This is a genomic window from Nocardioides dongkuii (assembly GCF_014127485.1).
Taxonomy (GTDB): Bacteria; Actinomycetota; Actinomycetes; order Propionibacteriales; family Nocardioidaceae; genus Nocardioides; species Nocardioides dongkuii.
In genome coordinates, this window is sequence record NZ_CP059903.1 from 3,447,149 (window position 1) to 3,460,394 (window position 13,246).

Sequence of the window (13,246 nt, forward strand, 5' to 3'; positions counted from 1 at the left end):
TCGTAGGAGCCCTCATGCCTGACCGTCCCACCATCCTCGAGCAGGAGCACGAAGACTTCCGCCGCACCGCCCGCGCGTTCCTCGAGCGCGAGGTGGTCCCCCACCACGAGCAGTGGGAGAAGGACGGCCAGGTCGACCGCGCCGTCTGGACCAAGGCCGGCGATGCGGGGCTGCTCTGCTTCGACGTCGAGGAGGAGTACGGCGGCCCGGGGATCCGCGACTTCCGCTACAACATGGTGCTGGCCGAGGAGATCTCCAAGGTCGGCGCGAGCGGGCTCGGCTTCCCGGTCCACAGCGACATCATCGTCCCCTACATCAGCCAGCTCGGCACCGAGGAGCAGAAGAAGCGCTGGCTCCCGGGCCTGGTGAGCGGCGAGCTGATCTCCGCGATCGCGATGACCGAGCCGGGCGCCGGCTCGGACCTCCAGGGCATCAAGACCTCCGCCGTCGACCAGGGCGACCACTTCCTGCTCAACGGCTCGAAGACGTTCATCAGCAACGGCATCCTGGCCGACCTCGTGATCGTCGTCGCCCGCACCGACCCCGACGCCAAGCACCAGGGCATCAGCCTGCTGGTCGTCGAGCGCGGCATGGCCGGCTTCGAGCGCGGCCGCAACCTCGACAAGATGGGCCTCAAGGCCCAGGACACCGCCGAGCTGTTCTTCGACAACGTGGTGGTGCCCAAGGAGAACGTGCTCGGCGACGAGGGCGCCGGCTTCATCAACCTGATGGTCAACCTGCCCCAGGAGCGGATCTCGATCGCTGCGATCGCCATCGCCGCGATCGAGCACATCCTCGACCTGTGCCTGGACTACGCCAAGGAGCGCGAGGCGTTCGGCAAGCCGATCGGCAAGTTCCAGCACAACCGCTTCCTGCTCGCCGAGATGGCTACGGAGGCGCACATCGCGCGCCTCTTCGTCAACGACTGCGTCCTGAAGCTCAACGCGGGCCAGGTCGACACCTCGCTCGCCTCGATGGCGAAGTGGTGGACCACCGAGCTGCAGAAGAAGTTCGCCGACCAGGGCGTGCAGCTGCACGGCGGCTACGGCTACATGAACGAGTACCCCATCTCCAAGGCGTACGTCGACAGCCGGATCCAGACCATCTACGGCGGCACCACCGAGATCCAGAAGGAGATCATCGGCCGCGGCCTGGGGATCTGACCCTGGTCCTTCCCTGATCCCGGCGCGCATCGGCGAAACGGCCTGACGTCAAGAGGACTCCTCATCCTAGAGTGCTGAGCGAGCCCGCTCTTCAGGATCGAGGTCCCCGATGCTCCGCCGCGCCCCTGCGCCCCGGTACGTCCGGTCGGCCTGGCTGTCCGTGGCGGGGCTCGCGGCCGTGGCGTGCGTGGGCTGGGTGCCGTTCATGGGGCGCACCCTCTCCCCCGACGAGGGCGGGATGCTCGTGGTCGCCGCGCAGTGGGCGGAGGGCTCCTCGCTGTACGGCGACTACTGGGTCGACCGGCCTCCGGTGCTGATCGGGCTGTTCGCGATCGCCGACGCCCTGGGCGGGCCGTGGGCCCTGCGGCTGATGGGCGTGCTCGCGGTCGTCACGTCGGTGCTGCTCGCCGCGGCCGTCGGCCGGCTCGCCGTCCCGCGAGCGCGGCGGGCACCGCTCCTGGCGGCCGGCGCGGCCGCGGTCCTGCTGGCGACGCCGCTGTTCGGCGGCGGCGCCGTGAACGGCGAGCTGCTCGGCACGCCGTTCCTCCTCGCCGGCTTCGCGGCGGCGCTGCGGTCCACCGCGGCCCGTTCCACGGCCACCGGTCTCGGCTGGGGCGTGCTCGCGGGCGTCGCCGGCGCGAGCGCCGCGATGGTCAAGCAGAACCTCGTCGACGTCGGCGTGCTGGTGGTGGTCCTCGCCGTGCTGCGGTGGCGCGCCGAGGGACGCCTGCGCGGCCTGGCCGCGCCGGTGCTGCTCGGCTTCCTCGCCGGCGGGCTGGCGGCCGTCGCGGCCGCCGTCGGGATGGCCGCGCTCCGCGGCACCGACCCGGTCGCGCTCTGGGAGGCCGTGGTCGAGTTCCGCGGCGCCGCGGCCGCGACGATCGTCTCCTCGGCGACCGACACGACCACCCGCCGGCTGCTCGGCCTGGTCGGCGCCTTCGTGGGCAGCGGCGCGCCGTTCCTGGTGCTCGCGCTCGGCCGGGCCGTACGGCGGCCCGCGCGCGACGACGTACCGGTCGACCTGCGGTGGCCGGCCGTCGCGGTCCTCGCCTGGGAGCTGGTCGCGGTCTACCTGGGCGGCAGCTACTGGCTGCACTACCTCACCGGGCTGGTCCCGGGCATCGTCCTGCTGGCCGCGGCGGCGGCGCAGCGGCCGGTCCTGCCGCGGCGGGCGCTGGCCTGGAGCTACGGCTTCGCGGCGGCCTCCTCGCTCGCGGTGGTCGGCTTCGTGGCCGTCCACCCCGTGGAGCGGCCCGAGGAGCCGGTGATCGCGTACCTCCGCGACCGGGTCGAGCCCGGCGACACCGGCATGGTCGCCTTCGGCGCGGCCAACATCCTCGAGGCCGTCGACCTGCACAGCCCCTACCCCGACCTGTGGAGCCTGCCGGTGCGGGTGCGCGACCCCGACCTGGAGGAGCTGGCCGCCGTGCTGGCAGGCTCCGACCGCCCGACCTGGCTGATCGTCACCGGCCGCTCGCTCGACACCTGGGGCATCGACGCCACCCTCGCCGAGGGCCACGTCGAGGAGCACTACGAGCTGGTCGGGAGCCCCGGCCGCTTCACGATCTACCACCGGAAGGACCCCGCACCGTGACGTCCGCGACCGCCGCCCCGCCGGCCGCCGTACCCCCCACGCGGCCGGAGGCGCGCCGCCGCGCCGTCGGTCTGTACGCCGTGGCGCTGGTCGCCTGGAGCCTGCTGATCGGCATCCCCAACGACACCATCGGGGTCTGCCTGTGGGTCTGGCTCGGCACCGTCGCCTGGTACGCCGAGTCCGCGCGCGAGGTCAGCCTCGCCTGGTGGCGCGACTGGCGCTGGCCGATGCTGCTGCTGGTCCTCTACTGGGTCGGCCGCGGCCTCGCCGACCAGACCGGGATGCCCGTCCACGTCACCGCGCCCATCCGGATGGACGAGTGGCTGGGCGGCGGGACCACGCCCACCGAGCAGCTCCAGTCCGCCTGGTGCGGCGACCCGTGCGCCAAGGGGACGCCGCCGCGCTGGTGGGACACCGCGCTCACCACCGTCTACGCCAGCCACTTCCTGGTCTCGCTCGGCCTCGCCGGCGTCCTGTGGGTGCGGGCCCGGCACGAGTGGGTGCGCTGGATCCGGCGGTTCGTCGCGATGAACCTCGCCGGGCTGGCGATCTACGTCGCCTACCCGATGGCGCCGCCGTGGATGGCCTCGCGCGACGGGTTCATCGGCGAGGTCGCCCGGATCACCGGCCGCGGGTGGTCCGAGCTCGACCTGCACCGGCAGAACATCGTCCTGCACGGGATGGCCAACAAGGTCGCGGCGATGCCCTCGCTGCACGCCGGCTTCGCGTTCCTCGTGGCCTTCTACGCCGTGCAGCGGCTGCGCCACCCCGCCCGGTGGCTGCTGCTCGCCTACCCGCTGGCGATGTCGCTCGCGCTGGTCTACTTCGCCGAGCACTACGTCGTCGACGCGATCGCCGGGGCGCTGGTCGCCCTCGCGGTGCTGGTCGGCTGCTCGCTGTGGGAGCGGCGCCGGGCCGGTGCGGAGGAATCGGCCTAGCCCCGGACCGATGAGTCCCGGCGGGGCTGCGGGTCTGTCTCAGGGAAACCCCGATGACGACGACCCCCTCTTTCTGCTGGAGTGTTGAGATGCACCGTCAGATCGCCGGCCGACTCACCGGCCGCATCACGAAGTGGATCGTGCTCGCGGTCGCCCTCATCATCGCCGCCCTGATGAGCGGGCTGAACGCCCAGCTCGCCGACGTCCAGAACAACGAGGCGTCGTCCTGGCTGCCCGGCTCCGCCGAGTCCACCCGCGTGGTCGAGGAGCTCACCGGCACCGTCGACCCCAACGAGATCCCCACGCTGCTGGTCTACCACCGCGACGGCGGCCTCACCGACGACGACCTCGCCACCATGGACGAGCACGCCCAGGAGATCGCCGAGGTCGACGGGATCACCGCCGAGGGCGTGGTCTCGCCGAACGCCGCCGAGGCGCTGGCCGCGCAGGGCACGCCGGTGCCGCCCCTGGTCTCCGAGGACGGCGAGGTTGCCTACCTCGCCTTCACCTTCAACTTCGGCGAGGACGGCTGGGTCGAGATCCCCGACGCGGCCGACGAGATCCGCGAGATCGCCGACCTCGACGGCGGCGAGGTCCGCCTCTCCGGGTACGGCGGGCAGGCCGCCGACGCGTCCGCGGCGTTCGAGGGGATCGACACCAACCTGATCCTGATCACGCTGTCGGTGGTGATCGTGATCCTGCTGATCACCTACCGCAGCCCCCTGCTGTGGCTGCTCCCGATCATCTCCTCCGTCGTCGCCTACCTGATCTCCGGCGGCGTGGTCTACCTGCTGGCCAAGTACGCCGACCTCACCGTCAACGGCCAGAGCCAGTCGATCCTCGGCATCCTGGTGATCGGCGCCGGCACCGACTACGCCCTGCTGCTCGTGGCGCGCTACCGCGAGGAGCTGCGCCGCCACGAGGACCGGCACGAGGCGATGGCGTTCGCCCTGCACCGGGCGGCCCCGGCGATCCTCGCCAGCGCGGCCACCGTCGTGCTCGGCATGCTCTGCCTCGCCTTCGCCGACCTCAACTCCACGGCCGGGCTCGGCCCGGTGCTCGCCGTCGGCGTGGCGGTCACCTTCGTCGTCATGGTCACGCTCCTGCCGGCCCTGTTGGTGATCTGCGGCCGCTGGATCTTCTGGCCCAAGCGGCCGTCGTACGGCTCGCCGGAGCCCACCGGCACCGGCTTCTGGGCTAAGGTGGGCGAGCGGATCCGCCCCCGCCCGCGCGCGGTCTGGACGACCACGGCCCTGCTGCTCGCCGTCGCGTGCCTGGGCCTGCTCAAGCTCGACACCTCCGGGCTGTCGGCCGAGGACACCTACACCCAGCGGTTCGACTCCATCGAGGGCCAGACGCTGCTCGTGGACCACGGCCTGGCCGACACGTCCAACACCGTCCAGGTGGTCACCGACGCCGACCGGGTCGACGCGGTCGCGGAGGCGGTCGGGCAGGTCGACGGCCTCGCCGAGCCGACGCAGCCCCAGGAGGTCGGCGACGGCCGGTCCTACTTCGAGGCGCCGATCGAGGCCGACATCTCCTCCCCCGCCGCGTTCACCATCGTCGAGGACACCCGGGACGCCGCGGGCGGCGTCGAGGGCGCCGACGCGCTGGTCGGCGGCGGGTCCGCCATCTACCTCGACACCAAGATCGCCGCCGAGCGCGACAACCTGGTGATCATCCCGATCGTGCTGCTGGTGGTGCTCCTGATCCTGGTGGTCCTGCTCCGGGCGCTGGTCGCGCCGCTGATCCTGATGGCCACCGTCGTGCTGTCCTTCGGCGCCGCGATGGGCATCTCCACGCTGCTGTTCACCGAGGTGTTCACGCGGCTGCCGCTCTTCGAGAGCAACGACGGGTTCGCGCACGCCGACCCCGGGTTCCCGCTGTACACCTTCGTCTTCCTCGTCGCGCTCGGGATCGACTACAACATCTTCCTGATGACCCGGGTGCGGGAGGAGACCGCCGTGTACGGCACCCGGCGCGGCTCGCTGCTCGCGCTGGCCTCGACCGGCGGCGTGATCACCTCGGCCGGGCTCGTCCTGGCGGCGACGTTCCTGGTGCTCGGCTCGCTGCCGGTGGTGGCCCTCGCCCAGATCGGGGTGACCGTGGCGCTCGGCGTGCTGCTCGACACCCTGGTCGTGCGCTCGGTGCTGGTCACCGCGCTCAACCTCGACCTCGGCGGCCGGATCTGGTGGCCCAGCAGCCTGGACCGCGGACCACGGGGCGAGCCCCCGGTGGGCGCCGAGCAGGACGCGGTTAGCCTGGCGAGGTGACGCAGCCGACCCCCCAGCAGGTACGCCGGGCACTGGCCCGGGCCGAGCGGGGGGCCGCGCTCGACGTCTCCGAGGCGGCGGTGCTGCTCGCCGCCACCGGCGACGACCTCGACCGGCTCACGGCCGTCGCCGCCCGGGTCCGCGACGCGGGCCTAGTCGCGGCCGGCCGCCCGGGGGTCGTCACCTACTCCCCCAAGGTCTTCATCCCGGTCACCCGGCTGTGCCGCGACCGCTGCCACTACTGCACGTTCGTGGAGACCCCGGGCCAGGCCGCCCGCGAGGGGCGCGAGCCGTACCTCTCCCCCGACGAGATCCTCGCGATCGCCCGCGACGGCGCCGCGCTCGGCTGCCTGGAGGCGCTGTTCACCCTCGGCGACCGGCCCGAGGACCGCTGGCCCGAGGCGCGCGCGTGGCTCGACGAGCGCGGGTACGACTCCACGCTCGCCTACGTGCGGGCGATGGCGGTGCGGGTGCTGGAGGAGACCGGCCTGCTCCCCCACCTCAACCCCGGCGTGATGTCGTGGGAGGAGATGAACCGGCTCAAGCCGGTCTCCCCCTCGATGGGGATGATGCTGGAGACCACCTCGCGGCGGCTCTTCGAGACCCGCGGCGAGGCTCACTTCGGCTCGCCCGACAAGGACCCCGAGGTCCGGCTCCGGGTGCTCGAGGACGCCGGCCGGCTCTCGATCCCGTTCACCACCGGCGTGCTGGTCGGCATCGGCGAGACGCTCGAGGAGCGCGCCGAGACGATCTTCGCCCTGCGCGCGACGTCCCGGGCGTACGGCGCCGTGCAGGAGGTCATCGTCCAGAACTTCCGGGCCAAGCCGGACACCGCGATGCGGCACACCGACGACCTCGGGCTCGACGAGTACCGCGCCGCGCTGGCTGTCACTCGCATCGTGCTCGGCCCCAAGGCGCGCGTGCAGGCGCCGCCCAACCTGGTCGACCTCGCGGAGTGCCGGGCCCTGCTGGCCGCCGGCGTCGACGACTGGGGCGGCGTCTCGCCGCTCACCCCCGACCACGTGAACCCCGAGCGGCCCTGGCCTTCGCTCGAGCGGCTGCGCGAGGTCAGCGCCGAGTGCGGGTTCGAGCTGATCGCCCGGCTCACGATCCACCCCGAGTACGTCCGCGCCGCCCTCCGCGACGGCAGCCCCTGGCTGGACCCGCGGGTCGCCGGGCACGTCGCCGCGCTCGCGACCGACGACGGGCTCGCGCGCCCCGGCGTACGACCTGTCGGGCTGCCGTGGCAGGAGCCGGACGGCGGGTTCGAGTCCCTCGGTCGCACCGACCTGCACGCCGCGGTCGACACCGAGGGCCGCACCGACGACCGGCGCTCGGACTTCGCCGACGTCTACGGCGACTGGGAGACGGTCAAGGACGCCGCGTCCGGCACCTCGCTGATCGACGGCGCCCCCGCCGTCCTGCACGCCGAGGGCCGCGAGGCGATGGCCGCGGCCGAGGCCGACCCCGGCAACCTGTCCGACGAGCACGCGCTGACGCTGATGACCGCCGAGGGACCGCTCCTCGACGAGGTCACCCGGCTCGCCGACGCGCTGCGCCGCGAGACCGTCGGCGACGACGTGACCTACGTGGTCAACCGGAACATCAACTTCACCAACGTCTGCTACGTCGGCTGCCGGTTCTGCGCGTTCGCCCAGCGCCGCACCGACGCCGACGCCTTCTCGCTCTCCCTCGACGAGGTCGCCGACCGGGCCCAGGAGGCCTGGGACCTCGGCGCCACCGAGGTCTGCATGCAGGGCGGGATCGACCCCGAGCTCCCCGCGACGGCGTACTTCGACCTGACCTCGGCGATCAAGCAGCGGGTGCCGGAGATGCACGTGCACGCGTTCTCGCCGATGGAGGTCGTCAACGGCACCGCCCGCACCGGCCTCTCCATCGAGGACTTCCTGATCAAGGCGCGCGAGGCCGGTCTCGGCTCGCTGCCCGGCACCGCGGCCGAGATCCTCGACGACGAGGTGCGCTGGGTGCTCACCAAGGGCAAGCTGCCCACCCGCACCTGGATCGAGGTCGTCTCCACCGCCCACCGCGTGGGGCTGCCGACCACCAGCACGATGATGTACGGGCACGTCGACAACCCGCGGCACTGGGTCGGCCACCTCCGGGTGCTGAGCCGCATCCAGGACGAGACCGGCGGCTTCACCGAGTTCGTGCCGCTGCCGTTCGTGCACACCTCCGCGCCGATCTACCTCGCCGGCGTGGCCCGCCCCGGGCCGACGCTGCGCGACAACCTCGCCGTGCACGCGATGGCGCGGATCCTGCTGCACGGCCGGATCCGCAACATCCAGACCTCGTGGGTCAAGCTCGGCGTCGAGGGCACCCGCGCCATGCTGCGCGCCGGCGCCAACGACGTCGGCGGCACGCTGATGGAGGAGACGATCTCGCGGATGGCCGGCTCCGAGCACGGCTCCGCGAAGACCGTCGCCGAGCTCGTGGAGATCGGCGCGGGCATCGACCGCCCGGTCCGCGAGCGCACCACGACGTACGCCCTGCGCTGAGCCTCCGCCCGCTGTCACGCGGTGTCCACCGCTCCTCTGCGGTGCTGCACGACCGCGGAACAGCACCGGACACCGCGTGACAGCGGGGTAGAGCGCGCCCGCTGCGATTGACAGGTCACGAATGCGACACGTCGCCGTGACCCCCTAGACGTGACCTCCATCACTGCTTATGTTGTGGCGAACAACAAACGCGCAGCGGATCTCCGGTCGGACGGCGGGCGAGCGGGCGCACCTAGTCGCTGGGAGGCGGTTCGCGTGAAGCGGAAGAACAGCATGGTCGTGGTCGGGATGCTCGGGGTGGCGATGTCGCTCGCCGCGTGCGGGGACGACTCGGACAGCGGGAGCGGGAGCAGCGGCGAGAGCACCAGCAGCGAGGCCGCCGGCAAGGTCGGCGTCATCCTGCCCGACACGGAGTCGTCGGTCCGCTGGGAGAGCGCGGACCGGCCGGCCCTGGAGGCCGCCTTCGAGGAGGCCGGGGTCGAGTACGCCATCGACAACGCCGAGGGCGACGCGGAGCGGATGACCCAGATCGCCGACTCGATGATCGGCGATGGCGTCACGGTCCTCGCGATCGTCAACCTCGACTCCAAGTCGGGTGCCGCGATCCAGGAGAAGGCAGCGTCGCAGGGCGTCGCCACCATCGACTACGACCGCCTCACCCTGGGCGGCTCGGCGGAGTACTACGTCTCCTTCGACAACACCGTCGTCGGCGAGCTGCAGGGTCAGGGCCTCGCGGACTGCCTCGGCGAGAAGGACGCGAACATCGTCTACCTGAACGGCTCGCCGACCGACAACAACGCCACTCTCTTCGCCGAGGGCGCCCACAGCGTCCTCGACGGGATCGACAGCTACACGATCGTCGGCGAGCAGGCCGTCCCCGAGTGGGACAACGAGGAGGCCGTCACGATCTTCCAGCAGCTCTACACCGGTGCGGACGGCAAGGTCGACGGCGTGCTGGCCGCGAACGACGGTCTCGGCGGCGCCGTCATCAGCGTGCTCGAGGGCAACGGCCAGGCCGGCGAGGTCCCGGTCACCGGGCAGGACGCCACGGTCGAGGGCCTGCAGAACGTCCTCGCCGGCACCCAGTGCATGACGGTCTACAAGTCCGCGAAGCTCGAGGCCGACGCCCTGGCCAAGACCGCGATCGCCCTGGCCAGAGGCGAGGAGGCCGAGACCACGGGCATGACGATGGACTCCGAGAGCGGCCGCGAGGTCCCCTCGATCCTGCTCGAGCCGGAGGCGATCACCCAGGAGAACGTCCAGGTCGTCATCGACGACGAGGGCCAGTCCGCCGCCGACGTGTGCGCCGGCGAGTTCGCGAAGTTCTGCGAGGAGGCCGGGGTCTCCTGACCCGCACGAGGGGGGCGCCCGGGCGGTTCGCCCGCCCGGGCGCCTTTCGTCCATCCGAACAACAATTCGCTGAGGAAGTGGGACGTCATGGCAGCACCGCTGCTCGAGCTGCGCGGGGTCAACAAGAGCTTCGGGGTCGTGCACGTCCTGCACGACGTCGACTTCGCCGTCCACCCCGGTCAGGTGACCGCGCTGGTGGGCGACAACGGCGCCGGCAAGTCGACGCTGGTGAAGATCATCGCCGGCATCTACGGCCGCGACTCCGGTGACTACCTCTTCGAGGGCGAGCAGGTCACCGTGCACGGTCCGCGTGACGTCGCCCGCCTCGGCGTGGAGGTCGTCTACCAGGACCTCGCGCTCTGCGACAACCTCGACATCGTCGAGAACATGTTCCTCGGCCGCGAGGAGACCACGCGCATCGGCCTGGACGAGGTCACGATGGAGACCCGCGCACGCGAGACCCTCGCCTCCCTGTCGGTGCGCACCGTGAAGTCGGTGCGGCAGAGCGTGGCCAGCCTGTCCGGCGGGCAGCGCCAGACCGTCGCGATCGCCAAGGCGGTGCTGTGGAACTCCAAGGTCGTGCTCCTCGACGAGCCGACCGCCGCCCTCGGCGTCGCGCAGACCCGGCAGGTCCTCGACCTGGTCCGCCGGCTGGCGGACCGCGGCCTCGGCGTCGTGCTGATCTCGCACAACCTGGGCGACGTCTTCGAGGTCGCCGACCGGATCACCGCGCTCTACCTCGGCCGGGTCGCGGCCGACGTGCACACCGAGGACGTCACCCCCAACCGGGTCGTCGAGCTCATCACCGCCGGCCGCTCCGGGGACCTCGGCATCGCCGAGAACCCCGTGACCGTGACCGTCTGACCAGGACCGGAGACACCCTCATGACCGTCGGATCCGACACCCCCACGAAGCCCGCCGACGGCGGCTTCGACCAGGACCAACGTCAGGCCGCGTCGATCAGCGGCTCGGCGCGGGACTACCTCAACCGCCTCCGGGGCGGCGACATGGGCTCGCTCCCCGCGATCCTCGGCCTGGTCGTGCTGTTCCTGGTCTTCTCCTCGCTCCACGACGGCTTCCTCACGACGTACAACATGGCGAACCTGGTCGTGCAGGCCGGCAGCATCTGCGTCCTCGCGATGGGCCTGGTCTTCGTCCTGCTGCTGGGCGAGATCGACCTCTCGGCTGGCTTCACAGGAGGCGCCGCCGCCACCATCACCGCGCTGGCGATGATCGACTACGACCTGTCCTGGTGGGTGGCGACGCTGGCCGGCATCGCGGTCGGCGCCGCGGTCGGCCTGTCCATCGGCTCGCTCGTCTCGTTGCTGGGCATCCCCTCGTTCGTCGTCACCCTCGCCTTCTTCCTCGCGCTGCAGGCCGTCCCGCTGAAGCTGATCGGCTCCGGCGGCTCGCTGCGGTACGACGACGAGATCCTGCGCGGCCTGTCGATCAAGAACGTCCCGGTGACCGCCGGCTGGATCGCGGCCGTGGTGATCGTCCTCGGCTTCGCCGCGCTCCGGCTCTGGCGCTACCGCTCGCGCTCGGCCCGGGGCCTGGTCCACCAGCCCCTCGCGGTCGTGGTCATCCAGATCGCGGTGTTCGCCGCCGTCGTCCTCGGCCTCACGGCGCTGCTCAGCACCAACCGCGCGCCGAACCCCAACTTCGTCATCAGCGGCATCCCCTGGGTGCTGCCGGTCGTCGTCGCCCTGCTGCTGTTCTGGACCTTCGTGCTCGGCCGGACGCGCTTCGGCCGGCACCTGTACGCCGTGGGCGGCAACGCCGAGGCCGCGCGCCGCGCCGGCATCAACGTGACCCGGATCAAGATCCTGGCCTTCGTGATCTGCTCCTCGATGGCGGCGGTCAGCGGCCTGCTGGCCGCGTCGTACACCGGCAAGGTCTCGCCGGGCTCCGGCGGCGGCAACGAGCTGCTGTACGCCGTGGGCGCGGCCGTGATCGGCGGCACCAGCCTCTTCGGGGGCCGGGGCCGGGCGATGGACGCCGTGATCGGCGGGCTGGTCATCGCGACCATTCCCAACGGCCTGGGGCTGCTGAACCAGGCCAGCTACATCAACTTCCTGGTGACCGGCGGGGTACTGCTGCTGGCCGCGGGCGTGGACGCGATCTCACGCCGTCGCCGCTCGGCAGCCGGCGTCTAGGCGGTACCGGAAACTGATCCCATGACCCGCTCGAGCGCCGGCCTCGGCACCAACCAGGAGTCCGTGCGGCGCCACAACCTCGGCACCCTGCTGCGGCACGTGCACCGCGCCGGGCACATCTCCCGGGCCGAGCTGACCAGCCTGATGGGGCTCAACCGCAGCACCATCGCGGGCCTGGTCGCGGAGCTGGAGTCGCTCGCCGTCACCGAGCGCGCGCTGCCCGTCGGCGCGCGCTCCGGGGCCGGGCGACCCTCCGCCGGGGTGCGCCTGGCCCCGGGCGGTCCCTACGTCATCGCCGTCGACCTCGGGGTCGACCGGGCGGTGGTGGCCCGGGTGGGGCTCGGCGGCGTCGTGCAGCGTCGCGCCGAGGCGCCCATCGTCGGCGGTGGCGAGGCCTGGCAGGTCGGCGCCTCGGTGGCCACGCTGATCCGCTGCGTGGTCGAGGACGCCCCCGCCACCGCCCCGCTCGTCGGCATCGGGGTGAGCGTGCCCGGCCTGATCCGGCGCTCCGACGGGCTGGTCCGGCTGGCGCCCAACCTGGAGTGGCACGACGTCTCCTTCGGCGGCATCCTGCTCGCGGCGCTCGGGCTCGACATCCCGGTCGCGATCGCCAACGACGCCGACCTGGGCGCCCTGGCCGAGCACCAGCGCGGCGTCGGGGTCGGCATCGACGACCTGATCTTCGTCTCCGGCAACGTCGGTGTGGGGGCCGGCGTGATCACCGGCGGGCACCGGCTCGAGGGCGCGGGCGGGTACGCCGGCGAGATCGGCCACCTCCGCTTCAACCCGGAGGGGCGCCCCTGCCACTGCGGCAACCTCGGCTGCTGGGAGACCGAGGTCGGGGCGCACGCGATCGCCGAGGCGATCCAGTGCCCCGCCGACAAGGTCGCCCAGCTGGGCGAGGTGCTCGACGGGTTCGAGAAGCCGACCCGCGAGCTGCGGGCGACCGGCACCGCCCTGGGCCACGGGCTCGCCAGCATCGTCAACGCCTTCAACCCCCGGCTGGTGGTGCTCGGCGGGTACTTCCGCAGCCTGCACGTGCTCGTCGGCGCAGAGATCGCGGCGGGGATGGCCGACCGCGCCCTGCCCGCCCCCCTGGAGTCGGTGACCCTCGCGCTGCCCGGCCTCGGCGAGGACTCGGTGCTGCTCGGCGCCGCCGAGATGGCGCTGGCGCCGCTGTTCGTCGACCCCGTCGCCGCCCTCGGTACGGCGCTGCTCGACGTCCGCGTCGGGCTCGCGGGCTGAGCGGGGCCGGT

The 13,246-nt window shown here is 72.4% G+C and carries 9 protein-coding genes; all 9 read left to right on the forward strand.

What is annotated here, in order from left to right; translation table 11 throughout:
* The first annotated feature begins 14 nt into the window (after positions 1-14).
* The 9 genes from H4O22_RS16640 to H4O22_RS16680 all read left to right on the forward strand — a co-directional run bounded on the left by H4O22_RS16640 (position 15) and on the right by H4O22_RS16680 (position 13,235).
* Positions 15-1,163: an acyl-CoA dehydrogenase family protein gene (locus H4O22_RS16640; RefSeq protein ID WP_182524451.1), complete on the forward strand. Its 1,149-nt coding sequence runs from the start codon at positions 15-17 to the stop codon at positions 1,161-1,163.
* Between the two features lie 109 nt (positions 1,164-1,272).
* Complete coding sequence (locus H4O22_RS16645) at positions 1,273-2,757, forward strand: hypothetical protein (RefSeq protein WP_182524452.1); 1,485 nt, start codon at positions 1,273-1,275, stop codon at positions 2,755-2,757.
* The gene (locus tag H4O22_RS16650) at positions 2,754-3,695 is read left to right on the forward strand and encodes a phosphatase PAP2 family protein (RefSeq protein WP_182524453.1); all 942 of its coding nucleotides are present in this window, start codon (positions 2,754-2,756) and stop codon (positions 3,693-3,695) included. Before H4O22_RS16645 ends, H4O22_RS16650 begins: the two co-directional genes overlap by 4 nt.
* Before the next feature lie 89 nt (positions 3,696-3,784).
* A complete protein-coding gene (locus H4O22_RS16655; protein ID WP_182524454.1) occupies positions 3,785-5,968 on the forward strand; it encodes an MMPL family transporter in 2,184 nt (727 codons plus the stop codon).
* Positions 5,965-8,484, forward strand: coding sequence for a bifunctional FO biosynthesis protein CofGH (locus H4O22_RS16660; protein ID WP_182524455.1), 2,520 nt, complete (start codon positions 5,965-5,967; stop codon positions 8,482-8,484). Before H4O22_RS16655 ends, H4O22_RS16660 begins: the two co-directional genes overlap by 4 nt.
* A gap of 255 nt (positions 8,485-8,739) precedes the next feature.
* Positions 8,740-9,834: a sugar ABC transporter substrate-binding protein gene (locus H4O22_RS16665; RefSeq protein ID WP_182524456.1), complete on the forward strand. Its 1,095-nt coding sequence runs from the start codon at positions 8,740-8,742 to the stop codon at positions 9,832-9,834.
* Positions 9,835-9,921: 87 nt separating this feature from the next.
* Positions 9,922-10,698 (forward strand): ATP-binding cassette domain-containing protein, encoded by a 777-nt coding sequence (locus tag H4O22_RS16670; RefSeq protein ID WP_182524457.1) that lies wholly within the window; start codon positions 9,922-9,924, stop codon positions 10,696-10,698.
* Between the two features lie 20 nt (positions 10,699-10,718).
* Complete coding sequence (locus H4O22_RS16675) at positions 10,719-11,990, forward strand: sugar ABC transporter permease (protein WP_182524458.1); 1,272 nt, start codon at positions 10,719-10,721, stop codon at positions 11,988-11,990.
* 21 nt (positions 11,991-12,011) lie between these two features.
* Positions 12,012-13,235: an ROK family protein gene (locus H4O22_RS16680; RefSeq protein WP_182524459.1), complete on the forward strand. Its 1,224-nt coding sequence runs from the start codon at positions 12,012-12,014 to the stop codon at positions 13,233-13,235.
* Positions 13,236-13,246: the final 11 nt, after the last annotated feature.

Coding starts and splice junctions, on each gene's coding strand:
- H4O22_RS16640 (WP_182524451.1), top strand. CDS start 15: ATGCCTGACCGTCCCACCATCCTCGAGCAGGAGCACGAAGACTTCCGC.
- H4O22_RS16645 (WP_182524452.1), top strand. CDS start 1,273: ATGCTCCGCCGCGCCCCTGCGCCCCGGTACGTCCGGTCGGCCTGGCTG.
- H4O22_RS16655 (WP_182524454.1), top strand. CDS start 3,785: ATGCACCGTCAGATCGCCGGCCGACTCACCGGCCGCATCACGAAGTGG.
- H4O22_RS16670 (WP_182524457.1), top strand. CDS start 9,922: ATGGCAGCACCGCTGCTCGAGCTGCGCGGGGTCAACAAGAGCTTCGGG.
- H4O22_RS16675 (WP_182524458.1), top strand. CDS start 10,719: ATGACCGTCGGATCCGACACCCCCACGAAGCCCGCCGACGGCGGCTTC.
- H4O22_RS16680 (WP_182524459.1), top strand. CDS start 12,012: ATGACCCGCTCGAGCGCCGGCCTCGGCACCAACCAGGAGTCCGTGCGG.